General features: G+C 38.2%; 24 protein-coding genes, 1 pseudogene and 1 riboswitch. Of the genes and pseudogenes, 16 read left to right on the top strand and 9 right to left on the bottom strand.

What is annotated here, in order from left to right; genetic code table 11:
- From E2K98_RS21715 to E2K98_RS21690, 6 genes are all read left to right on the top strand, one after another.
- Positions 1-1,281: an MFS transporter gene (locus tag E2K98_RS21715; RefSeq protein WP_133337872.1), complete on the top strand. Its 1,281-nt coding sequence runs from the start codon at positions 1-3 to the stop codon at positions 1,279-1,281.
- Positions 1,282-1,398: 117 nt separating this feature from the next.
- Complete coding sequence (locus E2K98_RS21710) at positions 1,399-2,034, top strand: bifunctional 4-hydroxy-2-oxoglutarate aldolase/2-dehydro-3-deoxy-phosphogluconate aldolase (protein ID WP_133337870.1); 636 nt, start codon at positions 1,399-1,401, stop codon at positions 2,032-2,034.
- A gap of 183 nt (positions 2,035-2,217) precedes the next feature.
- Positions 2,218-3,201: a LacI family DNA-binding transcriptional regulator gene (locus tag E2K98_RS21705; protein WP_208025405.1), complete on the top strand. Its 984-nt coding sequence runs from the start codon at positions 2,218-2,220 to the stop codon at positions 3,199-3,201.
- 156 nt (positions 3,202-3,357) lie between these two features.
- The gene (gene hxlA, locus E2K98_RS21700) at positions 3,358-4,011 is read left to right on the top strand and encodes a 3-hexulose-6-phosphate synthase (RefSeq protein ID WP_133337866.1); all 654 of its coding nucleotides are present in this window, start codon (positions 3,358-3,360) and stop codon (positions 4,009-4,011) included.
- A complete protein-coding gene (gene hxlB / locus E2K98_RS21695; RefSeq protein WP_133337864.1) occupies positions 4,004-4,552 on the top strand; it encodes a 6-phospho-3-hexuloisomerase in 549 nt (182 codons plus the stop codon). Before hxlA ends, hxlB begins: the two co-directional genes overlap by 8 nt.
- Before the next feature lie 329 nt (positions 4,553-4,881).
- Positions 4,882-5,901: an acyltransferase family protein gene (locus tag E2K98_RS21690; protein ID WP_133337862.1), complete on the top strand. Its 1,020-nt coding sequence runs from the start codon at positions 4,882-4,884 to the stop codon at positions 5,899-5,901.
- 301 nt (positions 5,902-6,202) lie between these two features.
- On the opposite strand, the gene E2K98_RS21685 is transcribed toward E2K98_RS21690, so the two are convergent.
- Both E2K98_RS21685 and E2K98_RS21680 read right to left on the bottom strand, forming a co-directional pair.
- Positions 6,203-6,715 carry a MerR family transcriptional regulator gene (locus tag E2K98_RS21685; protein ID WP_133337860.1) on the bottom strand — a complete coding sequence of 171 codons (513 nt, stop codon included), beginning with the start codon at positions 6,713-6,715 and terminating at the stop codon, positions 6,203-6,205.
- A gap of 54 nt (positions 6,716-6,769) precedes the next feature.
- Positions 6,770-7,735 (bottom strand): MerR family transcriptional regulator, encoded by a 966-nt coding sequence (locus E2K98_RS21680; protein ID WP_133337858.1) that lies wholly within the window; start codon positions 7,733-7,735, stop codon positions 6,770-6,772.
- A 242-nt stretch (positions 7,736-7,977) separates the two neighbouring features.
- On the opposite strand from E2K98_RS21680, the gene E2K98_RS21675 reads away from it, so the two are divergent.
- On the top strand, positions 7,978-8,814 hold the full coding sequence (locus tag E2K98_RS21675; protein WP_133337856.1) for a DMT family transporter: 837 nt from the start codon (positions 7,978-7,980) through the stop codon (positions 8,812-8,814).
- A 48-nt stretch (positions 8,815-8,862) separates the two neighbouring features.
- On the opposite strand, the gene E2K98_RS21670 is transcribed toward E2K98_RS21675, so the two are convergent.
- Positions 8,863-9,651 (bottom strand): Cof-type HAD-IIB family hydrolase, encoded by a 789-nt coding sequence (locus E2K98_RS21670; RefSeq protein ID WP_133337854.1) that lies wholly within the window; start codon positions 9,649-9,651, stop codon positions 8,863-8,865.
- 174 nt (positions 9,652-9,825) lie between these two features.
- Between E2K98_RS21670 and E2K98_RS21665 the strand changes: the two genes are divergently transcribed.
- From E2K98_RS21665 to E2K98_RS21640, 6 genes are all read left to right on the top strand, one after another.
- Entirely contained in the window at positions 9,826-10,467 is a 642-nt protein-coding gene (locus E2K98_RS21665) for a VC0807 family protein (protein WP_133337852.1), read from the top strand.
- Positions 10,468-10,489: 22 nt separating this feature from the next.
- Complete coding sequence (locus E2K98_RS21660; protein WP_133337850.1) at positions 10,490-11,086, top strand: TetR/AcrR family transcriptional regulator; 597 nt, start codon at positions 10,490-10,492, stop codon at positions 11,084-11,086.
- Positions 11,087-11,157: 71 nt separating this feature from the next.
- Positions 11,158-11,676, top strand: a complete 519-nt coding sequence (locus E2K98_RS21655) for a GNAT family N-acetyltransferase (RefSeq protein ID WP_133337848.1) — start codon at positions 11,158-11,160, stop codon at positions 11,674-11,676.
- A gap of 13 nt (positions 11,677-11,689) precedes the next feature.
- The gene (locus E2K98_RS21650) at positions 11,690-12,343 is read left to right on the top strand and encodes a DUF2306 domain-containing protein (protein WP_133337846.1); all 654 of its coding nucleotides are present in this window, start codon (positions 11,690-11,692) and stop codon (positions 12,341-12,343) included.
- A 68-nt stretch (positions 12,344-12,411) separates the two neighbouring features.
- Positions 12,412-13,146, top strand: coding sequence for a polysaccharide deacetylase family protein (locus E2K98_RS21645; RefSeq protein ID WP_133337844.1), 735 nt, complete (start codon positions 12,412-12,414; stop codon positions 13,144-13,146).
- 86 nt (positions 13,147-13,232) lie between these two features.
- The gene (locus E2K98_RS21640) at positions 13,233-14,057 is read left to right on the top strand and encodes a DUF2935 domain-containing protein (protein ID WP_133337842.1); all 825 of its coding nucleotides are present in this window, start codon (positions 13,233-13,235) and stop codon (positions 14,055-14,057) included.
- Positions 14,058-14,296: 239 nt separating this feature from the next.
- Here the strand turns inward: E2K98_RS21640 and E2K98_RS21635 are convergent, their stop codons facing one another.
- The gene (locus E2K98_RS21635; protein WP_133337840.1) at positions 14,297-15,658 is read right to left on the bottom strand and encodes a PFL family protein; all 1,362 of its coding nucleotides are present in this window, start codon (positions 15,656-15,658) and stop codon (positions 14,297-14,299) included.
- 18 nt (positions 15,659-15,676) lie between these two features.
- Positions 15,677-15,952, bottom strand: a complete 276-nt coding sequence (locus tag E2K98_RS21630) for an ACT domain-containing protein (RefSeq protein WP_133337838.1) — start codon at positions 15,950-15,952, stop codon at positions 15,677-15,679.
- An 85-nt stretch (positions 15,953-16,037) separates the two neighbouring features.
- Positions 16,038-16,115: riboswitch (glycine riboswitch) on the bottom strand.
- 361 nt (positions 16,116-16,476) lie between these two features.
- Between E2K98_RS21630 and E2K98_RS21625 the strand changes: the two genes are divergently transcribed.
- Positions 16,477-16,824 carry a hypothetical protein gene (locus tag E2K98_RS21625; RefSeq protein ID WP_133337836.1) on the top strand — a complete coding sequence of 116 codons (348 nt, stop codon included), beginning with the start codon at positions 16,477-16,479 and terminating at the stop codon, positions 16,822-16,824.
- Between the two features lie 128 nt (positions 16,825-16,952).
- The gene (locus tag E2K98_RS21620; protein ID WP_133337834.1) at positions 16,953-18,458 is read left to right on the top strand and encodes an aminotransferase class V-fold PLP-dependent enzyme; all 1,506 of its coding nucleotides are present in this window, start codon (positions 16,953-16,955) and stop codon (positions 18,456-18,458) included.
- 46 nt (positions 18,459-18,504) lie between these two features.
- On the opposite strand, the gene E2K98_RS21615 is transcribed toward E2K98_RS21620, so the two are convergent.
- The 3 genes and pseudogenes from E2K98_RS21615 to E2K98_RS21605 all read right to left on the bottom strand — a co-directional run bounded on the left by E2K98_RS21615 (position 18,505) and on the right by E2K98_RS21605 (position 20,563).
- On the bottom strand, positions 18,505-19,200 hold the full coding sequence (locus tag E2K98_RS21615) for an LrgB family protein (RefSeq protein ID WP_133337832.1): 696 nt from the start codon (positions 19,198-19,200) through the stop codon (positions 18,505-18,507).
- The gene (locus tag E2K98_RS21610) at positions 19,197-19,565 is read right to left on the bottom strand and encodes a CidA/LrgA family protein (protein WP_133337830.1); all 369 of its coding nucleotides are present in this window, start codon (positions 19,563-19,565) and stop codon (positions 19,197-19,199) included. Before E2K98_RS21610 ends, E2K98_RS21615 begins: the two co-directional genes overlap by 4 nt.
- Positions 19,566-19,669: 104 nt before the next feature.
- Positions 19,670-20,563 (bottom strand): annotated as a pseudogene (locus E2K98_RS21605) (LysR family transcriptional regulator).
- Positions 20,564-20,839: 276 nt separating this feature from the next.
- Between E2K98_RS21605 and E2K98_RS21600 the strand changes: the two are divergent.
- Entirely contained in the window at positions 20,840-21,328 is a 489-nt protein-coding gene (locus E2K98_RS21600; RefSeq protein ID WP_133337828.1) for a L,D-transpeptidase family protein, read from the top strand.
- Positions 21,329-21,378: 50 nt separating this feature from the next.
- Here the strand turns inward: E2K98_RS21600 and E2K98_RS21595 are convergent, their stop codons facing one another.
- The gene (locus E2K98_RS21595) at positions 21,379-23,775 is read right to left on the bottom strand and encodes an immune inhibitor A domain-containing protein (protein WP_133337826.1); all 2,397 of its coding nucleotides are present in this window, start codon (positions 23,773-23,775) and stop codon (positions 21,379-21,381) included.
- Positions 23,776-23,870 lie beyond the last annotated feature (95 nt).

The raw sequence follows: 23,870 nt of genomic DNA, 5'->3' as shown, positions 1-23,870 counted from the left end.
ATGAAACAGACAATTGCAAAGCAAAGATGGTTTTTCTTAATTCCAATTGCTTTTATTACGTATAGTCTTGCCTACCTTGACCGTGCCAACTATGGATTTGGCGCAGCTGCTGGATTAGCGAAGGATCTTCATATAACCCCGGGAACGTCATCATTATTGGGCTCACTTTTCTTTTTAGGCTACTTCTTTTTCCAAATACCTGGAGCGCATTACGCTGAGAATAAAAGTGCGAAAAAACTCATTTTCTGGTCGCTTATTTCATGGGGAGTATTGGCTTCTGCAACAGGTCTTATTACCAATATTAAATTATTGTTTGTCATTCGGTTCGCCCTTGGAGTGGTTGAAAGTGCTGTTATGCCAGCGATGCTTGTATTCTTAAGCCACTGGTTTACGAAAGCGGAACGCTCACGTGCCAATACCTTCCTCATCTTAGGAAACCCCGCAACTGTTTTATGGATGTCTATCGTATCAGGATATTTATTACAATCTTTTGGCTGGAGATGGATGTTTATTATTGAGGGTCTGCCGGCAGTCATCTGGGCATTTATTTGGTGGAAACTAGTAAATGATAAACCGAAGGATGCAAAATGGTTGTCACAACAAGAAAAATTAGATTTGGAAGAGCAATTACGAAAAGAACAAGAAGGATTAAAGCCGGTTAAAAATTATCGTGAAGCATTTAAATCAAAGCATGTTATTTTATTAAGCTTACAATATGCGTTATGGAGTATTGGGGTTTATGGATTCGTTATGTGGCTGCCATCGATTATTAAAGCAGCGCCAAATATGAATATTGTAAAAACGGGTTGGTTGTCGTCTGTACCATACATTTTAGCGGTTGTATTAATGTTAGCAGCCTCTTATTTCTCAGATAAAACATTAAATCGCAAAGCATTTGTTTGGCCATTTCTATTGATTGGAGCAGTAGCCTTCTACATCTCATATGCAATCGGAACCCATCATTTCTGGCTCTCCTTTATTTTATTAGTGATTGCCGGAGGTGCCATGTATGCTCCATATGGACCGTTTTTCGCGATTATTCCCGAAATTCTGCCACGCAATGTTGCCGGGGGTGCGATGGCACTGATAAATAGCATGGGCGCATTAGGCTCGTTTGTTGGATCTTATGTGGTTGGTTACCTGAACGGAGCTACTGGAGGTTTTGGAGCATCATATATCTTTATGGCAGGTTCATTATTCCTTTCCGCAATATTAACAATTTGGGCAGTTAATGCGGCAAAAAAGCCTAATAAAGCAACGGATATGGATGTTAGTGCATAAAAAATTCAACAGCTAAAAAGAACAATCAGTTCTTTAGCTGTTGACCAATAGAAACACATACATGATTCATTATAGAAAAAAATGAAATAAATGAAAAGAAAAAGGGAGTCCTTAAAAATGGGCGTAGAGGAAATAAAAAATCGCGCGGTTGTTGCAGTCATTCGTGGTGCCACATTGCAAACTATCGTACCAATTGCAGAAGCATTAAAAAACGGCGGCGTAACTGCCGTGGAAATCACGATGGAAACACCCAATGCTTTATCCATTATTGAAAAAGTGGGGAATGAATTTGGTGACGAGGTATTAGTAGGTGCCGGAACGGTTCTTGATCCTGAGACAGCTAGAGCAGCAATCCAAGCCGGATCAAAATTTATTTTTTCTCCGATAGTGAACAAGGAAACAATTAAAATGACAAAAAGGTATGGGATCATCAGTGTACCTGGTGCATTTACGCCAACCGAAATTCAAACTGCATTTGAAAATGGTGCTGATCTAGTAAAATTGTTCCCGGCAGGGTGTTTGGGACCGGATTATTTAAAAAATATCGCTGGTCCATTGCCGCACATTCCCCTTATGCCAACCGGGGGAATTCATTTGGAAAATGTAAAAGAATTCTTCAAGGCAGGTGCAGTTGCAGTTGGGATTGGCAGCACATTAATCAATCCGAACCGGGAATTAACTGCCGAGTATCTGGCTGAAGTTCAGTTGAACGCTAAAAAAATTATAGAAGCGGCGAATTCTTCACGTATTTAATAGATTATTAATTAGAGGATGACTTAGATTCGGGTTTAAGAGCACATGTCCAAATAAGAATTTTTCTTATGGATGTGTTGTATTAAAACAGAATCGTCATCCTCTTTTTGTTTCTAAACTGGATAATAAACCGATTTAGGGCTACAATGAAGTCATTGAAATAGGATGAAAGAGGAAGATAGAATGGAAAAAGTCACCATGGCCGACGTAGCAAAAGAAGCGGGCGTATCGAAAAGCACAGTTTCACAATTTTTGAATAATCGATTTGAATATATGGGGGAAAAAACAAAATTAAAAATTGAAGAAGCGATAAAAAACTTAGGCTACCAGCCAAATTATATTGCAAGAAGCTTAAAGCAAAAACGAACCTCAATGGTGGGGATTATTGTGGCCAATATTATGCATCGATTTTCTACGGAGGTTAGCCGTGCAATAGAGGATTACTTTCATGAACATGGAATTCACGCGATTGTTTGTAATGCGGATGATGATCCGCAAAAGGAAAAGAACTATATTGAAATGTTGCGGGCAAAGCAGGTAGATGGACTGATTATTTTTCCTACCGGTCAAAATCATGATTTATACAAAAATATGATTGTGGAAGACTATCCAGTTGTATTCATGGATCGGAAGGTAGAGAACCTAAAGGCCCTCTCGATTGTGACAGATAATATGCAGTCTACGTATAATGCGATTGTCTATTTTTTAAAAAGGGGACACCGGAAAATTGCTTTTGCTGTTCAGCCACTGACGATTAGTACACGTAAAGACAGGCTAGAAGGCTATAAAAAAGCGATGAAGGATGAGGGTATTACTATTAATTCTGATTATATAATTGAAGCCAATATTTCAGATTTGAAAGCGAATTTGGAAAAATTATTTTCCCTAAGTGAACCGCCAACCGCATTATTTTCTGGAAATGACCGGGTATTTTTAGAAGTTTTAGAATTCCTTAAAGAAACAAACCGAGCGTTAGGGAAAGATATCGATTTGATTGTGTTCGATAATATTCCATTTGCCCACTTGGTTGAACCGCCTATTACAGTTATTACACAACCTGCATTTGAAATGGGGAAAAAGGCGGCAGAATTATTATTTGCGAAAATTAACAAAACCGAAATAAAACCAGAAGAGATTGTTTTTCAAAGTAAAATAATGATTCAATGAAAAAATTTAAGTAAAAACAGCAAACGGTTCAGTACCATTGCTGTTTTATTATTAATATCCATTTTATGAATGGGATTGTATATTAAAGAAAAGTAGTTTATAATTTTAATAAACCGATTTAGTAAACCGATTTATTAAATAAGAGGAGCTCGCTTGATGAAAATACAATTAGCGCTTGATCGATTAGAAATTCAAGAAGCCATTCAATTAACAAAACTAGTAGAGCATTCCATCGACTGGATTGAAGTGGGAACATCCTTAATTAAAGAATTTGGAATGACAAGTATAAAAGAACTAAAGAATGCCTTTCCTAATAAAAAAATTATTGCTGATATCAAGACAATTGATAATGCACGTTATGAATTTGAAATGTGTTTTAAGGCAGGAGCTGATGTGGCTACAGTTATGGGAGTCTCACCATTGGTAACCATTGATACATGTCTTGAGGTTGCCAGTCAGCATAACAAGCAAGTTATGATTGATTTATTAAATACATCTGAAGAGCAGAAAAGCTATTTAATGAAATATAAAGATGCGATTTTTTGTGACCATGTCAGCAAGGATGAACAAGAAGAAAATGGTAAATCCCAAAGTGGAATACGTCAAACCGAGATGTTTAAAAAACATTTTCTTAAAACCGCGGTGGCAGGAGGGATTACAACGGATACATTAAAGTCCCTCAAAGCAAGGTTGAATCCTGATGTGGTCATTATCGGGTCGGCGATCACAAAGGCTGGTAATCCAAAAGAAGCGGCAGAAAAATTCAAAGATTTAATTGTAAAATTGGAGGGTGAACACGTCGATGAATAAGGTCTTTACTATTTTAAAAGAGATAGAAGCAGTGCTCGGACAAATAGAGGAACAGCCTCTTCATGACTTAGCAGATCATCTTATAAAGGCAACCAGAATTTTCGTTGTCGGAGAAGGCCGTTCAGGTTTAATGGCAAAGTCTTTTGCAATGAGATTAATGCATCTCGGTGCGAATGTTTACGTTGTAGGGGAAACAATTACACCTTCCATTAAGGAAGGGGATGTTTTGGTAGCTGTTTCGGGTTCGGGCACAACCAAAAGTGTTACATGGACATCCGATAAAGCGAAATCAATCGGAGCTACGATTATTGCGATGACAACGAATACCGGTTCACCATTAGCCGCTGTTGCAGACCAAATTCTTCATGTTCCGGCTGCAACAAAATACCGTCGTGAAAATGAACGGGAAACCATTCAGCCGCTAGGTTCCTTATTTGATCAATGTGCTCATATTCTTTTTGATACGATTTGTCTTTTTTACGGTGAACTAAATCAGGTAAACCATCAAATAGCGTTTAAACAACACAGCAATTTAGAATAAATGAATAGATGAACAAGTAAAAGGGACAGGTTCAATTTTTTGAACTTGCCCCTTTTTTATTGCACCTGGAGCGCAAATCAGCAGATAAGCTTATCCAAAGCTTGCGCAAAAAATTTCTGCTAATATTAAGCTTGGATTAAGATTTATATGGTAAATTAATCGTGGGTATTTTTGATTATTATTGTAAAATTGTAAAAAGGATGAAACAGAAAGAAAACTTAGTTACATATCCCTGTAATATAAAAAGGGTATAATGGTTTTAGATCTCCACTTTTAAAATCTTGAATAATTTTAAATACCTTTTTTGAAATAATATTTGAGGTGATAAAATGGCTTCAGCTTCAAAAAGGAGTATGTTTTTTGATAATGCGAAATTTGTATTAATTTTTCTTGTTGTTTTTGGTCATGTGATCAGTCCGTTAAAAGAGGATGATGGATTCTTATTCACGTTATATACAGTCATATTTCTGTTTCATATGCCGGCATTTATTTTGATTTCGGGGTATTTTGCCAAGGGCTACCGAAAAAAAGGCTACTTATTAAAAACAGTAAAGAAAGTATTATTACCCTATTTTATTTTTCAAATTATCTATTCCATCTTTTACTTTGTAAGCGGTCAGGAAAAATCATTTGAAATTGATTTTCTTCATCCCCATTGGTCGTTATGGTTTTTACTCAGTATGTTTTGTTGGAATATAATGCTTTATTTATTTGCAAAATACAGATGGTATGGATTTTTGGTTTCCGTCATATTGGGAATCGCCATTGGTTATATTGATTCCGTCGGCAGTTTTTTAAGCCTTTCGAGAACCTTTGTGTTTTTTCCTTATTTCCTATTAGGGTATTTGTTGGATAAGGAAATGCTTAGAGGACTTATTCGCTCAAAAATTTCACGTCCTCTTGGAGTGGTGGTCATTCTTGCAATAATCGTATTGTTTGCGATTGGCTTTCCGAAGGATGCGGTCCCATGGCTATTAGGTGATACCTCTTATGCACATATGGGGAAAGAGCAGTTTATCGATGGATTACTTCGTGCCGGTCAATATGTCCTTACACTTGTTGTGGTATTTGGCTTTTTGGCATTAATTCCTTCAAATAAGTTTAAAGTAACAAAAATAGGGGAGAGAACCCTTTATGTCTATTTATTTCATGGGTTTATTTTAAAATCGATTCAATCGTTTTTACCGAACGATCGTTTAGATTTGGTATCGAATAATTATGTTTTACTGATTATTTTTTCATTTATCATTTGTATAGGTCTCGGAAGTTATCTTATAAAGAAGTATACAAGTCCTTTGGTTGAATTAGATATTTTATCTGGTCATAGGCAGAAGGGTTTGACCAGATAATCTATAATAAAAAGGGTCGAATGTGTTTTCCTACATTCGACCCTCTTTTTATTACAAGGCTCTGTTAAACCTGGTTGTTGATTTCCGCTCCAGGCACAAGCGGTTCGTGGGCGGTTCGGGGAGCCTCCTCGTCGCTTCGCTCCTGCGGGGTCTCCCCTGTCCCGTAATCCCACAGGACACTGAATTGCTCCTTGAATCCGCCCACGCACGAAGAAAATGCGTTAGCATTTTCGAGGAGTCTTCGTGCCTTCCGCTCCAATCAACGTTGGTTAAAATCAACATTGTCCTTTAACACAGCCTATTAAAACAATCCGAATAACATGCTGACAATGTTCTTCTTTTTAGGTTTTTTCTTTTGAAAATGAACGATTTCTGTCTGAACAGGGGTGGATAGCTCGGTAACTTGCTTTTGCAGTGTTTCGAGCTGGAGATTTAATGCCTTTACTTGGGACTGAAGTTCCTCAATTTCTCTACGGTGCTGCAGGAGTTGATAGGAGGCAACGGAATCCGCTTTTTCATTCAGGCTGATTTCCAACTCACTTACCTTTGCAAACAGTTTTTCTATTGCATGATCGTTTTCTACTGCCTTAACAATCCCCCTTCGTGGCTTTTTCTCTTGGACGGGAGCAATATCTTGTAAGAGTGCTCCATTTTGGATTTGTTCCTGGATTTTTTTTAGTAAGGCAATATCCTCATCTTTAAAAAAATAATGTCCCCGTTCATTTCTTTCCATTGGAAGTTCGAGTTGTTTTACCCAGCGTTGGATGGTACTTGAAGATACTCCTAATAATTTTGAAACCTCACTTGTATTCATCAATATCACCCTCCTAAAATTATTTAGACCCTTGGCAATAAGTGATCAATAATCCTAAGACCAGAATTTCCACCATTTCTTCTCTTTAGTGGCGGCAACATCACGAAAACTGGTTAACATGTTTTGAAAGGCAGCCTCTCTTTTTATAATTTCTCGTGACAAATGTTCACGTTCTTCCAGGTGAATCTCTCGTTCCTTTGTAATCGCTTCAGTTAAATTTGTAATTTCCTCATTGGTGACATCCATATAGTGAGAAAGGCCTTCTGATGTTTCGGCAACTTGCTTGGAAAGGGAGTAAATCTCTTCAGCGGTTTCAATTGATACGTTTGCAATGCTATTCGAAAGATATTTAAGGGAATCCGTTGTCTGTTCACCGTTTTTTTCAATTGCAGCAGATAGCTCTTTAATTTCTTCCTTGGTGTTTTCCGATGACTTATAAACCGCATCAGAGAGGGATTTTACAGTTATGCAACTACCTTTTTGAATCTCTTTTTTTACTTCATCAAGAACTTCCTTGCGGACCACACTGCGGATCTCGCTTTTTACTTCACTTAAAAAGGTTTGCTTGTACGTATCCATTGCTTCAAAAAACAAATTAGCATTGTTTAAAAGTTCATGGGTTGCAATAGCAGACTCCTGCTCAGGGCTGGAAACAAGCTCTAAGGAGATTTCTTGAGTTTCGGGGCTTTCACTTTCATCCGGGTTTGGCACCGGATCGAGGTCATTGTCCAATGGATTAGAATCCATTGGAACGGTTACTTCCTCTGGTTCAGATATTGTTTCAACGACTGGTTCATGTCTAATTAGTAGCCATTCACGTACAGATTCTTTGCTTTCTTTATTTGCAAACCTCTGCTTAATCTCTTGAAAGAGCTCTATTTCTGACTCGGTATAAATTCTTGCTCCTTGCTTTGTTCTTGGAATGTCTAAGAGTCCATCAAACTCTTTTACCCACTTCCGAATAATTCCATGAGATATATTAATTTCCTTAGCGGCTTCTTTGATTGTGTATGCTTTCATAAAAAATTCATTCCTTCCCCTATTATCTACGAATGTTTCTCTTAATCTTATAATTCACCAAGAAGTACCTGCTTTTCCTGCTAGGTGACAAAAGCTATCAAAACAAGACGGAAATCTCAAAATACCTACAGCTTTCTGCAAAAAGAGCGTAAATATCGAAAATTGACAAAAAAGGGATTGAGAAATTTCGAAAAAAGGAATAAAATTTTAAGAGAATTTGATAGACAGAAAGAAGGTTCATCATGTGGATCGCAGCTGCATTTATAACCATGATTAGCTTTGGAACGAATAACACGATTTTTAAGTGGAGTACCGGAAATGGACTATCAAAACTTCATATCCAATTTTTCTTTTATTTTGTTGCCTTTATCGTATCATTTGGATATGGAGCGATGAATGGAATCCTTCACTTTAACCTATTCACCATTTTACTAGGTTCTTTAATTGGTATTTTAAATGCAAACGGTAATATCCAAATGTCTAAAGCCTTTGAAAAGGGACCAGCAAGTCTCACTTCACCACTAATCGGCACGAATGCACTCTTTCCAATTTTAAGTGCTGGACTTATTTTTCACGAGAAAATAAGCTTATTACAATGGCTGGGTATTGTATTTATGTTAGGGTCAGCGATGGTGATTCAGTATTCACCGTCTTCAAAACGAAATACAAGTTATCTGCCGTGGATTCTAAGGGTTGCACTTGCCATTTTGTCTTTTGGTATTTTGGGGATTTTGATGAAAACTTCCACCTATTTACACATTAATTCTGTAAATATCCTTATTTCGATGTATGGCGGCGGCAGTGTTTATTTGGCCGTTTGCAGCCTTCTGCAAAAAGAAAAATGGCGGCGGAATGAGGCGGGTGTAGGGGCAATGGTGGGAATCATTAGTGTTTTTGGTTATGCTGCTTATTTCTTTGCCTTACAGTTTGGAGCTGCCAGCATTGTTTTCCCAATTGTTAGTTTAAATTGTTTAATCGTCGTTTTGGCGGGTTGCTGGATTTATAAGGAAAAATTAAAATTATATCAAATTATTGGTGTGTTCTCGGCAGTGCTGGGAATCCTTTTAACAAAAATATAATATGAAGTTAAAAGAGCAGTGGAAAATTTAATTCCACTGCTTCTTTTATTAACCTACTAAACCAAGTTTTTTCAAGCCATTATAAATCCCGGAGTTTGTTACCTCAGTCGTTTTATGTTTCGCGTATTGAAAGAGATCCGGGTGGCCATTTCCCATCGCAAAACCTTCGCCCACACTCATTAGCATTTCCTTATCATTCATTCCGTCACCAAAAGCAATCGAGCTCTCCTTGTCAATCCCAAGATGTTTTAAAACCATTTGGATCCCGATTCCCTTGTTCACTTTGTCCCTGATGACATCATAACAGTGCTTTAAGCCTTCAAGATGCACCTGTGATAAATGAATCCCATCGTTATTTTTATAATGCTCAACATCACCTTCCTTTAAATTCATCAGCGTTATTCCTAAAATCTGATTACCCAATGATGTAGTGTAGCTGCTATTTTTGTGTATGTGGAATTTTTCAATAAACTGTGCTGCAATAGGAGATTCCAGATGGGTAAAGGCATTACTATCGTTTGTATAAAGGACGGCTTCATGTTGATTATCTGCTGCTATTTGCAGAAACTGTTTCACATTTTCCTCATTCATATACTCTTTAAAAAGATCTTCCTGATTGTAGACGGCATAGGCACCGTTGTAGCCTATAAAAGAATGAATATTTAATTCCTCAGCAATTTTATCAAGCTCATGTAGTGGTCTCCCGGTTGCTAAAAAAACTTCGATTCCCTTTTCTTGGACAGTGGAAATTGCCTCTTTGGTTGAGGCTTCAATAGTGTCATCCGGCCTTAGGATGGTTCCATCAACATCAAGAAATAATACTTTGTATTCCGGCATGATTGGTACTCCTTTTTTGTGAATATAATTTTAGTCTACCACTTTCGAATTAAAGAAGTCACATAAGGAGACCATTCATAAAAAAATTGGGTTTAGATTGGGAATAAACTTATTGACAAACCGACCGTCGGTTTGTATGATATTTTTATAAATTGGAAAATGGAGGAAAAGGTTATGAAGATTTCATCCAAAAAGAAATTGATTTTAAGTATTGCTTTCAGTATCGTCATAAATGGGGCTATTCCGGTATTGGTTTACAATCTACTTTTAGGTCATTTTTCAAGCTTTGTTTCATTACTTTTAGCTACGTTGATTCCATTAGGGGATAATCTTTATCGTGTTGTAAAGTTTCGAAAGGCTGATGCCTTTGGCATATTTATGTTGACAGGATTTCTGCTAAGCTTAGCGGCATTCGTTTTAGGCGGGAATGAGCGGTTAATTTTATTGCGGGAGTCAATGGTCACCGGTCTATTAGGGCTTATATTTCTTGGGTCATTGTTTTTTGCAAAACCACTGATTTATCATTTCGCAATTCGATTTAGTGCAAGTAACCAAGGGGAAAAGAAGGGGCAGTTTACAAAAAACTGGGAAATTCCCTATTTCCGATTTGTTCTAAGGGTAATGACGGCGATTTGGGGCATTGCATTGCTGGGGGAAGCGGCGGTAAAAATTGTTCTTGTATATGAGCTCTCAATTTCTTCTTTTTTAGCCGTTTCACAAATCATTTTTTACTGTTTTATTGGTGTGGCTATTCTGTTTACGATCATTTATCGCAGGTATGCCAAAAAACGTTTAGACTTAATCATTCATAATTAAACAAGCAGGGAAGGTAGTAATTATGTCAAATCCAACAATCTACGATAATCCGAGCTTTCAGCATATCTTATCCACAACAGAAGAAATCATTTTAGAAAAGGGCTGTAGAAATACTACCTTAAAGGATATCATTGAAAAATCCGGACTTTCTAAAGGTGCCATTTATCATTATGTAGATAGCAAAGACGAATTATTTGGACTGATCTTGAAATCGAAAATAACCGAAATGAATGAAAAGTTTCACAAGACAATTACACGCTCGATTGAAGAAGCAGATGATGGCAGCCGATTTGGTGTAGTTGGTCAATTTTTCCACTCACGTCAAAATACGAAGGATATTGGCAATCTCATCTTTATTTATCTACTAAGTCAGGAGAATGAAAAGGTAAAAAAAATTCTTAATGATCTTTTTAATTACAGCAAAGAGACGGGAACCCAATGGATCAAAATGGGTCAAGAAAATGGTGTGATTCCTACAAATATTGATGCAGCGAAAATGTCAATTTTGTTAATGACTTTTTCCTATGGGTTACGGGTCACGCAAATATTAACGTCTTCAGAAGAGGATAAAGTTGATTTGAGTGATATTTTTCAACTCATTATGAAGACATTGTCTTAAAGAGTCTTCCTAAGGGGGATTCTTAATCAACATTTCATACCGACGGTCGGTATCTAATAGTGGTGATAAGAATGGAGATTGTATCCATCAGCTTAAAAGATTATAAAAATGTGAAACAATTTTACACAAAGATTACTGATCATTTAAAGAAAAAGAGGATTTTCCAATGGGATCGTTTTTATCCAAACCGATTTGTTATAAAGGGTGATATTAAAAAAGGAAATCTCTATGGAATCTTTGAGGAAGATCAATTAGTCGCCGCAATAACTCTTGATGTGAATGGAAGCAAACGGTATGAACAGGTTAAATGGGAGGATCTATTTGGAAATCCATTGATTGTTCACAGGTTAGCAGTTCACCCATGCTATCAAGGGAAGGGGGTTGGTAATTTGCTTCTTTTATTTGCTGAAGAATTTGGAGACAAAAATGGTTATACGAGTATTCGCCTTGATGTGTTTAGCGGGAATCCGAGTGCCGTCAGGTTGTATGAAAAAGCAGGGTATGTAGAACGAGGAGAGATCTACTTTCCTTTTCGCAAAGCCCCTTATAAATGTTTTGAAAAAACAGTAGAGAACCATATAAATAGTTAAGGATATTGGAAGAATGAAAAATACAAAAAAGGGAATTCTGCAAACAGGGCTCCTTTATTCCATCATTTTTTTATTCACTTTATATATCTTCTTTATGTTTTTAAACAATGGGGTAGAGCAGGCACCCATCGTAAAAGCAAAATTGAAGAATCATGATTTTTCATTGTCCACATGGAAATGGTTTTTTTACCCGCATATTGTGCTGGGAATCATTTCGTTGGCTTTGGGTCCACTTCAATTAACAATGAAAAGCGGGAAGAACATAAAGCTCCATAAGAGATTGGGTTACCTATATGCAGGATCCATTTTTCTTAATATCCTTGTCGTACCATATCTTTCCCTTTTTGCAACAGGAGGGAGAGGGTCCACCATTGCTTTCCTTGTCCTGGATGTTTGTTGGTTATGGACTACATCTTTCGGGGGCATGCGTGCAGTTCAGCGAAAAGTCCAGGAGCATAAATTGTGGATGTTGAGAAGCTATGCCATCACCTGGGTCTTTGTCACATTCAGAATCGTTCTAATACTGCTATCAATCTTTCTCAATCATTCTATTTCCTTCCCGATTGCTGTATATTTATCCATCATGATTAACCTTGGAATAATGGAATGGAGGAGAAATAGGAAATCTAAGGGGATCAAAAAGTTAACCTCGATAAATCCAGTATGATGCAAGTTCATAGAATGATTTCTCTTAGGGATAATAAAAGTAAATAATCATCAAAAGAGAGGAATTCTATGTTTAAATTATTAGTTCTTATCCTTGGATTTCTGCTTGTCGGTCCTCCGTCACAAGTATTTGCACAAAAGAAGGTGCCTATCCTGGTCTATCATTCCATTGCGGAATTTACAGGGCATGGCCAAAAGGAGTTGTATGTGACCCCGGAGAATTTTGAAAAGCAAATCACTTACTTACGGGATCATGGATATACCTTATTAACGTTTGAGCAATGGCAGAAGATTGATCTTGTTAAGAAGCCGATTTTCCTCACATTTGATGATGGCTATAAAAATAATTTGAATGCCTTTAAGGTTTTTCAAAAACTTCAAACAAATCAGTTTAAACCGGCAGGAACCTTTTTTATCATCACAGATTTTATTGGACGCGCGAACCGTTTGTTAGAAGATGATTTAAAATCGCTCTCTAAATCCGGATTGATTTCAATCCAGTCTCACACTGCTACCCATCTTGACTTGACCAAAACAGAAAATCTTGTTCCAGAATTAAGAGAGTCGAAAAGGGCATTAGAAAAAATAATTGATAAAGAAGTAATCGCGATTTCCTATCCTTACGGGAATTTTAATCCTAGGGTTGTGACAGAGACAAAAAAGTATTACCTTTTTGGATTGACGACAACACCAGGTCCCTATATCAAACAAGGAATTGAAAACGAACATTATCTTCTGCCAAGGACCTATATCAAATATTCCACATCATTAGACGATTTCGCAAAAATTGTAAATATGGATTAAGGCGGTTACGAAAATCGTAATCGTTTTTTTGTGGTTTTTAATGGGACAAACGTGGAATATGCTTTAGATAGGGAGGGATTGTGTTTATGGCTGCTACAATCAGTGTGTGGGAAGAACATTTATTTTGGACTGAAATTCTTTATGATCATGCGATTTTTGTACGTGATCATTTATCCGTTGAACATGAACAGGAAATTTCGATTGCAAAAAGGTTTATTCAATCATTTGCTAATTTAGAAACTAATCTTGGAAAAATGGATCCTGCATTAGATTATCGCTCTAGTGAGTTAATTTCGTTTGCTAAACAAGCCTACTCCGTTGCTTATGAGTATTACCGTTTTGAAGGCCATCTGCAAAATTTGCGGATAAAAAACAAGATTAATCTTAATTTATCTCCTACTTACCTGAATGGCACGTTGAATGAAAATCAAGAGTATTTGCGGTTGCTATCCTTTTATGTAAATGGACAGGAGTCGGTTTCGCTGCGTCTAGACCAATTATTGGATTTATGGCTAGAGGATCAGCTTGGCCATATTATTTTATTAAGAAGTATCACAGATCCAATAGAGTTAGCGGTTGATCGGCAAACAGACCTATATGCACAACGATTTCAAATGTTTATTTTACAAAACCATCATGTAAAAGGTTTTTTAAGATTTACAGAGCAAGGGTTTCCTAGGCAGAGAGAATTGGCATTGGAGGTAGGAAAAACTGTTATTGAAATGAATGGGTATATTAGGTCGGTGGTGGAAAAATATCGAGGTGACCGGATCTTAAATAAAACAACACTGCGTTTTTTGGAGCATCATTTTCCGGAGACCTGTTATTTCGTGAAAAAATTAGCGGAATTTGCTCCTGAGCTTCAAGCCGAAAGCACAAATTGCTCTTTGAGGAAGCCATCGTTTAGTTAGATTTTTAGCTAGGAGAGGTATCCGACATGGGATAGGGTTATCCGACAATAGAAGAGGTCCATGCGACAATACGGAGAGATATCCGACAATAGAAGAGGGTCAAACGACAATAGGAAAGAGTTATGCGACAATAGAAGAGGGTCAAACGACAATGGGAAGAGTATCCGACAATAGAAGAGGGCCAAACGACAATGGGAGAATATCTCCTACAACTGTCGGACCCTCATCCCTTTTTTGCTTTAGTTAATCAGTGCCTGCAGAGGGGCTGGGATTCTTCCGCCACGATTAATTAGCTTTTGAGAGCTGAATGGGTTCACCCCGATGACAGGTGCTCTGCCAAGCAGGCCGCCAAACTCTACCATTTCGCCTTCCTTTTTTCCCGGAACCGGAATTACCCGGACGGCGGTTGTTTTCTTATTGATCATCCCGATGGCAGCTTCATCCGCAATCATTGCCGAAAGAGTTGAAGGAGCCGCATCCCCTGTTATAGCAATCATGTCAAGACCAACAGAACATACGCAAGTCATCGCTTCAAGCTTCGATAAATTTAGCGCGCCATCGATAATACCTCGAATCATACCGTTATCTTCGCTAACGGGGATAAATGCGCCGCTTAATCCACCCACATAAGAGCTCGCCATGGCACCGCCTTTTTTCACGGCATCATTCATAAGCGCCAGAGCAGCTATAGTACCGTGGGTTCCTACTCGCTCAAGTCCAATTTCTTCAAGAATTTCTGCAACACTATCATTTAAAGCATTGGTTGGCGCCAATGACAAATCCATTATCCCAAAAGGAATTCCAATCCGACTAGCAACAACTCTGCCAATCAATTCCCCGGCACGAGTAATTTTAAAAGCTGTTTTCTTGATGATTTCCGAAATCTCACCAAGATCTGCATCTGGATAACGCTTCAACGCACTTAAAACTACACCTGGACCACTTACGCCAACATTGATAACAGCTTCCCCTTCGCCAGCACCGTGAAAGGCACCTGCCATAAAAGGGTTGTCCTCTACAGGATTACAAAAGACCACTAACTTAGCACAGGCAATCCCGTTTTGATCCTTTGTTCTTTCGGCCGCCTCTTTAATAATAAAACCCATTTCTCTAACGGCATCCATATTAATCCCTGTACGGGTGGTTGCAACCGAAACTGAAGAGCAAACACGCTCCGTTACACTCAGTGCTTCCGGAAGGGCCTTTAACAATGTTTCGTCACCCTTTGATGTTCCTTTATGGACAAGGGCAGAAAAGCCGCCGATAAAATCAATTCCCAATTGTTTGGCCGCTTTGTCAAGCGTTTTCGCTAGCTCCACAGTTTGTTCCACCGTTGCATTGCCGAGAATTTCGGCAATCGGTGTAATGGAAATTCTTTTATTTATGATTGGAATTCCAAATTCCTTTTCGGTTTCCTCAGCCATTTCTCTTAAGTTTTTAGCGTATTTTGTGATTTTTTCATAGACTCGCTGATTCATTTTTTCAAAATCGGAATCGGCACAATCCCGGAGGCTGATGCCCATTGTTACCGTACGAATATCAAGATTTTCCATTTGAACCATGCGAATCGTCTGTAGGATTTCATCCATTGCAATTGTCATAATAACGATCTCTCCCTTTTACACGCGGTGCATTGCTTGAAAAATTTCCTCAAGCTGAATGTTAATTTTTAATCCCATATCTTCACCGGCCAGGGTCAATTCGTCCCTTAATCTATTTAAATTTACTTTTCCGGTAACATCGATCATCATCATCATGGTGAAAAAATCCTGTAGAATCGTTTGGCTGATATCAAGAATGTTCATGTTGTTATTTGCAAGAATGGTTGTTACCTTTGAAATAATTCCTACCTGATCCTTTCCAATTACACTTACAACTGCTCGTCTTCGCTCCATTTCTTCCACCTCTATGAATAAAATAAAAAAAAGATTGGATAGATCCAATCTCACGGTAAAAGAAGAGTGTGTAGTTTTATGTACAACGTTCTCTTCTGTCCTTTTGCCTGAGATTGTGAATCCTTCGGCGCCGCAAATGTGCGGTCTCTCCAGAAGCTGCTCCGGTTATAGTGTGACCCACAACCATCATTGCCTGCTTTATTGAATTAAACAAATCTTATCAATGAAAGAGATTTCAGTCAATAAGAAAAATATGTAGAATTTGTGTGGCCGTTGTTCGAGCTTAGCGTCATAGCCAAAAACTCACTCCAACATGTGAACTCCTAACCAGAGTATTTTAAGCCCGGACAACTTTGACCTACGATAAACATGATAAACTGAAACGATTAAAAACAGATGAAAAAAATGTTAACAATTTGTTAAGTCTTTGTTGATTTAAAAATAATTATATTGTAAACGGACAGAAATTATTATGTAAACAAACACCGCTATACTAATAGATAAGACTATAAGGCGGTGGTTTTATGGAAGAGACACTAGTAAAATCCTATTTACAAAAATCATTGGAAGACTGGAAAGAGGATATATCCAATTTCCTTGGTGAAATCGACAAAGAATATGAAGAGGTAGCTCAAGAGTTAAAGGTATATTCATATAAATACAACATTACGAAACAAGTGATTCAATCAACGGTAAATGAGGAGATCATAGAAAGTATTCGGCAAATGTACCACAAACCTTTTGAGGAAAGTTATAACCAACTAAAAGTGTACATACGAGACCTTGAAGAGAAACGAAAGGTTTTTCAAATGTTTATCCAAAAAATTGACGAAGTGACTCGGAAAGAATCAGCTAAATTGAATGTTTCATAAGTAAGAAGATATCCCGATGGAAGCAGCTTTTATGGTATAAGGCTGCTTTTTATGATGCTTTAGAACTTGAATCCGCATTCCTTCACCTTGCATATATTGATTAACAGGATAGAGGAGAGGTGAAGCAGATGATCACCGCCATGATCGGCAGTAAAACGTATAAACTGCCAGAGAACCTGGAGGAATATTTTCAAAGATTTCGTTCACAAGTGATCGGAATCAATCATGAATATCAAACACCCTATGGAAAAAAGCAAATTATTTATACGGACTGGACGGCAAGCGGGCGTCTTTACCGCCCAATTGAACGGAAAATATCAGAGGTATTTGGCCCATTTATGGCAAATACACATACAGAGTCCAATACAACAAGTTTAATGATGACCGCTATCTATAAACAATCCAAAAAGATTATAAAAGAACATGTCAATGCGGATGAACGGGATTCGCTTATTCTGGATGGCTTTGGGATGACCTCAGTAATCAATAAATTTCAGAGAATCTTAGGGTTGCGAGTGCCCGAACGGTTAAGAGGGTATTTGCAAATTCCTGAAAAAGAGCGCCCCGTTATTTTTATCACCCATATGGAGCATCATTCAAATCAGACAACATGGCTTGAGACCATCGGGGAGGTCGTCATTTTAAAACCTAGCTCAACGGGAGAGATTGATATTCAGCAATTGGAGGAGCTTCTCCACAAATATCGTGAACGTCCATTGAAAATAGGGTCTTTTACGGCTTGTTCGAATGTTACAGGAATCGAAACCCCCTATCGTCAATTAGCAAAAATCATGCATCAACATGGAGGGTTATGTTTTGTCGATTTTGCCGCATCTGCACCATATGTCAAAATCGATATGCATCCGGAAGATCCTTTAGAAAGGTTAGATGCAATCGTTTTCTCGCCACATAAGTTTTTAGGTGGGCCGGGAACAAGCGGGGTATTAGTTTTTGATTCAAGGCTTTATTCAAATCTGGTACCAGACCATCCGGGGGGAGGAACTGTACTTTGGACCAATCCTTGGGGGGAGCATCATTATTATCCAGATATTGAACTCAGAGAGGATGGAGGAACCCCAGGGATTTTGCAAGCGATTCGCACAGCCCTTTGCTTGAAATTAAAAGAGCAAATGGGCGTTGAAAATATATTGAAAAGAGAAAAAGAGCTGCTTGGAATCCTTTTACCACAGCTTGAAAAGATTCCAACCTTCCACATATTAGACGGTCACGTAAAAAACCGTTTGGGAATTATTTCTTTTTACATTGAAAATATCCATTATAATTTAATCGTTCGTTTGTTGAATGATCGTTTTGGCTTTCAGGTCAGGGGTGGTTGCTCATGTGCCGGAACATATGGCCATTATTTATATCAGATTGATCAACCTGCCTCAAAGCAAATAACAGATAAAATTAACCATGGCGATCTATCTACAAAACCTGGCTGGGTTCGTTTTTCCCTGCATCCGATTATGACAAATGAGGAAATTTGGTTGTTTATTCATGCAATTAAAGAAATTATTGCAAATATCGAGGTTTGGAAAAAGGATTATGTTTACGATCCAGCTAGTAATGACTATTTTTATATCCACCATATTCGTGAAGACATGGCACCACTGTTCCGTTTGAGTGATTGATTCAAATAGAAAAAACTGCCTTTCTGATAAATCGAAAGGCAGTTTTTTAATGTAAATGGATAAAGTTCATTAATACAGGAATGAGAGAAAAGCCAAAAATTAGGGTAATCCAAGCAGCAAAAATCATCGCAAGAGTTGAAAAGGTTCCTTCTTGTTCACCATATTCCATCGCTTTATTCGTTCCAGCACCATGTGCAGCCATTCCAAGTGCAAGACCTTTGGCAATCGGTGTTTTTATCGATAAGCCTTTCATCACCATCGGACCGACAACTCCACCAACAACGCCAGTTAATATGACAAATACCGTTGTTAAAGTTGGAAGTCCGCCAATTTCCTTCGAAACTTCTATGGCAATCGGTGTGGTAATGGATCTTGGCAGGATACTTACAACAAAATCTGGATTTAAATGGATAAGCTTAGAAAGTCCTAAAGAAGATAAAATAGCAATGAAGCATCCTGTTGTAATACTGATTAAGATGTTTCCAATATATTTTTTAATCAAATGAAAATGCTTATAGATTGGAATGGCAAAGGCAACGGTTGCCGGTTCAAGCATGTAACTTAAAATGTTGGTCGACTCTAGATAAATATCCGCTGAAACATGGATCATTTTAATGAGACCAATTAATGCAAGCGGTGCAATCAATAATGGATGAAATAACGGAAAAGACCATTTCACGTAAGCCTTTTTAGAAAAGCGGTAAAATAGATACGTAATCAATGTGAAAAAAATAATTTTCATATTGCATCACTTCTTTTATGGTTATAGATTTTTTCAGATACAAACGCGGTAGTTCCCATGACGATAATCGTGCTAAAAATGATTAAAGCAATTGTTTCGATCCCTTCAAACCCCAAGATTTCTTTATAATTTACTATCCCCACGGCAGAAGGAACAAAAAAGAGCAACAATTCAGCGAGCAGCCATTTTCCGCCCTGTTCAATCCAAGCAAGTTTAACAATTTTTAACTTTAGAGCGAAAAACAATAGGAGTAAACCAATCATGGATGCCGGAATGGGCCCGTGGATAAACGACTTGATTGCCATGCCAAGTATAAAAAATAAATCGATAAATGCGATTTGTAAACAAATTTTTAGTAGTTTCATCCTAACAACCTTCCTTGAAAAAAGCATCATTTGTCATTACTAGGTAATGTTACGATGAAGTTGGTTATTCGTAAAATACAAATTTGGAATCAGATACATTACTTTTAGTTATAATGGAAAAATTGCTTTGCACTGAGAATAAAATTAATAAAGGTTCGAGAAGCGTTTGATATATACCGTCCTTTTTTCGTAATAACGGCCAGCTTCCAGGGAATAACTGGACGGAGTTTAATAATTTTAATTTCAGGATTAAGGACACGGTGACAAATAGAATCCGGAAGTGCCGTTACGCCTAAATTGGCCGCTACCATTTCCGACATAAAATCCCATTGCGAGCTTTTGCATAATATATTCGGTTTGAAGCCTTGATTAATACATTCATCCCAGACGAATTGGTGTAAAGCGAATTCCTCACTATAAAAAATAAATTCTTCATCTTTTAATTCATGGAGGTTAACCGTTTCATGGTCTGCTAAGGGATGATCTTGATGAACTAATAATTTCAATTCCTCCTCGACGATTGGATAGACATCAAAATCTTTTTCTCAAACAGGAAGGACAGCCACTCCTAATTCAAACTCTCCCTCTTCAATACTTTTTACGACCCTTGCTCCCCCATATTCAGTTATATTGATATGTACATTCGGGTAGGTCTTGTGAAATTTCGCCAAGACTTTTGGAAAAAAGAGACTGCCAATGATAGGGGGGATGCCGATGTGAATTTGTCCTCTTGATAGATTGGTCATATCATTGAGGGTTGTAGACATTTCATCCATTAATAGCAGCATTTTCTGAGCATACTCCATGACAATTAAGCCTGCATCTGTGATATCACTTGTTTTATTTGAGCGAATGATGAGTGGAATGCCGAGCTCATCTTCAAGGCCTTTCATCATTTTGCTAAGAGCGGGCTGTGAAACATGGAGAGATTCCGCTGCCTTTGTAATACTTTTGTGTTTGGCAATTTCTAAAAAATATTTTAGCTGACGTATATCCATTTTTTTAAACCTCCTATAGGCTTATTATACGATTGAAGGACGCAGTTCATAATAGCTTCTGCCTATGATGTTGGCAACGGTAAACTTGTCCGGGCATATGCTAATAAGAAAAGCGGAAGCGCCTTGTTCAGCCCCGACAAGTGCTTCGGACCTGTTGGTGAAGTCGTTCTTTGATTTCATTGGCAGGTCCGAAGCAACCTCGAGGGGCTAGGCGCTGGTCCTGGACAATTCTCAAAATTCACATATAAGTTTTAGGAAATAAAAAGGTGGGAAGTCATGATTCATACAGTAAAACGCGGGGAAACACTTGCGTCGATTTCTGCTGATTATCGGGTGAATTTGCACCATCTCTACGCAGCAAACCCTGGAATTGGACATTTACAGGTAGGTCAAAAAGTACAAATTCCAGGACTGCCTGACCCAAATACGATTCCTTATTCCATCGATGTATCTGTTGGTAAAAGAAGACTTGCGTTATACCACAATGGAAAATTAGTGAAAATTTTTCCAATTGCCGTTGGGAAAATGCTGGCCAATACTCCAACGGGTGAGTTCGTGATTGTCAACCGGCAAATGAACCCCGGGGGACCTTTTGGAGTCATGTGGCTTTCACTTTCCAAACTAGGTTATGGAATCCATGGGACAAATAATCCAAGTTCGATTGGAAAGGCCGTTTCCCACGGATGTGTAAGAATGTACAACAGAGATGTACTACAACTTTCCGATACAGTACCGAATGGAACCAGGGTCGTTATTCACCAATAATTTCTTATGAAAAAAGGTCGATTCAGCATGAATCGACCTTTTTCTTACAGTTATTTATAGATTACGATTGAGCCGACGGATTTGTCTTTGGATTCGCCGTTCACTCGAACTTTTAGGCCATAATTACCGATATTTCGACCGGCATCCGGCATAAATGTGTTATTGAATGAGTTGCTGTCATTAAATAATGATACAGCTGGTTGACTTGGTGCATTCAATGTTTGTACCCCTGGATAGTCAATATTTAGACCAGATGTTGGATCTAAACTAAAGGCAGCATCGGCAATATGGTAGCGAGTGCTTGCTTCGGCAGTTTTTCCAGTGCTTAGGAGCCATTCTAGGTTGTTACCTAAGTGGGCATCTACAACACCTAAGAATCCATCTCCTGGATGTGTGCCTGTCCAGTTATCGGTAAAGCTATTATCAACATACCAAACTACTAAACCACCATCATAGCTCATTAATGATTTACCACGTGCAATATGGGCAAGACCTTCGTCAACACCTTTATGGTTACGCCATTCTAATAAATAGTAATGATCGCTATACTTGTTTCCATCTTCTTTTGTAAAACCATTTAATTTAAATGCTGAAGTCGTATTTTCAGCCCCGTCATCCACTAAAGTTTGCCCATCTGCAACAACTTTGATGTTATCTGCGAAGAAACCAGTATACGAGCTTCCCCAGTCAGTTGCATAGCGAAGACGAAGTTTAATTTTTTGACCTTTATACTCAGATAAGTCGAATGACTGAGGTTGCCATCCTTTCGATTTTCCAGTAAATCCAGGCATTGAATTTAAGATAGTTGGATAACCTTCAGGAACCACGTCGGAACGGGTATTGGCATTCCCTAACGATTTCCAAGTTGCACCGTTATCAGTAGAAACTTGAACAAAGGCAAAATCCCATTGTGGCTCGATGTCATACCAAGCATCAAACGTTAATGTTGCTGAGTTTTTACCAGTTAAATCAACATCGGTAACCATGTTTGTATCAGATTCATCTGCTTGTCCGCCCCAGTACTCATAGGTTCCGGTTGGTTTGTTAATAGATGTAATTTTTGTAGGTAAATTAATACGGATTGCTTGATTATTTTTCCCAAGTGGGGAATTGGCCTGGTCAAGCAAGAATTGAGTTCCTTTTGTAGAAACTTCATCCCAATTTACAAGTGTTGGTGCAGTCCATTTTCCACCAAGAGTTGATTGGAAGTATTGTTTTGCAAATGGAGAGAATCCTGTTGGTTCTGCGCCAGGAATTTTACCCGCCCATGAGCCACTTGCCATAATGGACCAGTAGCCGATTGCTTCGCCTGTACCAGTATATTGAGTATCGTATTCATCGGGAAGACCGAGGTCATGACCATATTCATGAGCAAACACTCCTGTAGCACCGTCTTCAGGCATTACTGTATAGTCATAGAATCCTGGTAACCCTTTACCTAATCCATCTGGATCATAGAAAACTGCTGAACGGTGGGACCAAATCGCATTATCACCCAATGTACCGCCGCCAGCTTCTTGTCCCATTCCGGAATGAATAATTTGTAAGTGGTCAACTAATCCATCTGGCTCCCAGAAGTTGCCGTCACCATCTAAATCATGCGGGTCTTCTAAATCATAGTCTTGCAATGGTACGCCTGCAGCTTTTGCAGCGTCAAGAGTATCTTTAACTAATTGCTTCGAACCGCCAGGTGTTACGTTATCATGACCACCTCCTGCTTTATCAGCACCATAGTATGCGGCAGTGCCAGGCACTTTTAACCATCCATAGGCTTTACCTTCAATAGTATAAGTCCCACCTGATTGTTCTTCATAAAATTGCTTTTGAGAGACTTGGTCTTCACCATGTGGACCTTTAAACTCGCCTTTATTTCCAAAAATCATTTTTTCGTAATGTTCAGGAGTATAGTCTGAATAGTAGTTATCTGTTTCTTCAGGCTTAAGGTTGTTATGTTCAAAATCTGAATACTCTACCATCAAGGTTAATAGTTTCCCTTTTTTCTGTACTCCAGGTGAAGCACCTTCCTTAACTGGATCCGGATTTCCCTTTAACTGCCCATATTTGTTCCCTTTTCCTTTTAAAAGACCGTTATTGAATTCTTTAAATTTCCGTTGTTTTTCAGCATCCGCTGCCTTGACCTTAGCGGCAAGCGGGTCAGCTTGCGTTACCTTGTCTTGTTTACCTTTTAATTCTATATAGTTTTGCAAAGCCTTTTGCTTTTCCGCAGAAGATGCACTCTTAGAAATCACTCCGCGTTTAATTAATGAATCTAGTAACTTGTCCTCATTTACTACAGATAAGTCTAGTGAACCGTATGAGTGTGAGACAGTAGGATTTTTATGTAGTATGTCTCCCCCAGTTGAGCTAATGTAGTTGCCAGGAAAACCTGCAAATAAGGTTCCGGCAATTACGGCTGTTGATAGACCGCTTTTTAAAAACTTTTTCAACCAAATTCCCCCTAAACTGTTTTCTTTCGATACAATTCCATAATATTCCGAAAATTATGACAAGACAATGAGACTAATTTCTTAAAATTTCAAAA

It is taken from the genome of Bacillus salipaludis (assembly GCF_004358205.1).
Note: the sequence above shows the minus strand (reverse complement) of the source record. Positions and strands in the feature narration are given on the sequence as shown.

Excerpts from the sequence above, each read along its gene's own strand:
- E2K98_RS21715 (WP_133337872.1), top strand. The coding sequence starts at position 1 with ATGAAACAGACAATTGCAAAGCAAAGATGGTTTTTCTTAATTCCAATT.
- E2K98_RS21710 (WP_133337870.1), top strand. The coding sequence starts at position 1,399 with ATGGGCGTAGAGGAAATAAAAAATCGCGCGGTTGTTGCAGTCATTCGT.
- E2K98_RS21705 (WP_208025405.1), top strand. The coding sequence starts at position 2,218 with ATGGAAAAAGTCACCATGGCCGACGTAGCAAAAGAAGCGGGCGTATCG.
- hxlA (WP_133337866.1), top strand. The coding sequence starts at position 3,358 with ATGAAAATACAATTAGCGCTTGATCGATTAGAAATTCAAGAAGCCATT.
- hxlB (WP_133337864.1), top strand. The coding sequence starts at position 4,004 with ATGAATAAGGTCTTTACTATTTTAAAAGAGATAGAAGCAGTGCTCGGA.
- E2K98_RS21690 (WP_133337862.1), top strand. The coding sequence starts at position 4,882 with ATGGCTTCAGCTTCAAAAAGGAGTATGTTTTTTGATAATGCGAAATTT.
- E2K98_RS21685 (WP_133337860.1), bottom strand. The coding sequence starts at position 6,715 with ATGAATACAAGTGAGGTTTCAAAATTATTAGGAGTATCTTCAAGTACC.
- E2K98_RS21680 (WP_133337858.1), bottom strand. The coding sequence starts at position 7,735 with ATGAAAGCATACACAATCAAAGAAGCCGCTAAGGAAATTAATATATCT.
- E2K98_RS21675 (WP_133337856.1), top strand. The coding sequence starts at position 7,978 with ATGTGGATCGCAGCTGCATTTATAACCATGATTAGCTTTGGAACGAAT.
- E2K98_RS21670 (WP_133337854.1), bottom strand. The coding sequence starts at position 9,651 with ATGCCGGAATACAAAGTATTATTTCTTGATGTTGATGGAACCATCCTA.
- E2K98_RS21665 (WP_133337852.1), top strand. The coding sequence starts at position 9,826 with ATGAAGATTTCATCCAAAAAGAAATTGATTTTAAGTATTGCTTTCAGT.
- E2K98_RS21660 (WP_133337850.1), top strand. The coding sequence starts at position 10,490 with ATGTCAAATCCAACAATCTACGATAATCCGAGCTTTCAGCATATCTTA.
- E2K98_RS21655 (WP_133337848.1), top strand. The coding sequence starts at position 11,158 with ATGGAGATTGTATCCATCAGCTTAAAAGATTATAAAAATGTGAAACAA.
- E2K98_RS21650 (WP_133337846.1), top strand. The coding sequence starts at position 11,690 with ATGAAAAATACAAAAAAGGGAATTCTGCAAACAGGGCTCCTTTATTCC.
- E2K98_RS21645 (WP_133337844.1), top strand. The coding sequence starts at position 12,412 with ATGTTTAAATTATTAGTTCTTATCCTTGGATTTCTGCTTGTCGGTCCT.
- E2K98_RS21640 (WP_133337842.1), top strand. The coding sequence starts at position 13,233 with ATGGCTGCTACAATCAGTGTGTGGGAAGAACATTTATTTTGGACTGAA.
- E2K98_RS21635 (WP_133337840.1), bottom strand. The coding sequence starts at position 15,658 with ATGACAATTGCAATGGATGAAATCCTACAGACGATTCGCATGGTTCAA.
- E2K98_RS21630 (WP_133337838.1), bottom strand. The coding sequence starts at position 15,952 with ATGGAGCGAAGACGAGCAGTTGTAAGTGTAATTGGAAAGGATCAGGTA.
- E2K98_RS21625 (WP_133337836.1), top strand. The coding sequence starts at position 16,477 with ATGGAAGAGACACTAGTAAAATCCTATTTACAAAAATCATTGGAAGAC.
- E2K98_RS21620 (WP_133337834.1), top strand. The coding sequence starts at position 16,953 with ATGATCACCGCCATGATCGGCAGTAAAACGTATAAACTGCCAGAGAAC.
- E2K98_RS21615 (WP_133337832.1), bottom strand. The coding sequence starts at position 19,200 with ATGAAAATTATTTTTTTCACATTGATTACGTATCTATTTTACCGCTTT.
- E2K98_RS21610 (WP_133337830.1), bottom strand. The coding sequence starts at position 19,565 with ATGAAACTACTAAAAATTTGTTTACAAATCGCATTTATCGATTTATTT.
- E2K98_RS21600 (WP_133337828.1), top strand. The coding sequence starts at position 20,840 with ATGATTCATACAGTAAAACGCGGGGAAACACTTGCGTCGATTTCTGCT.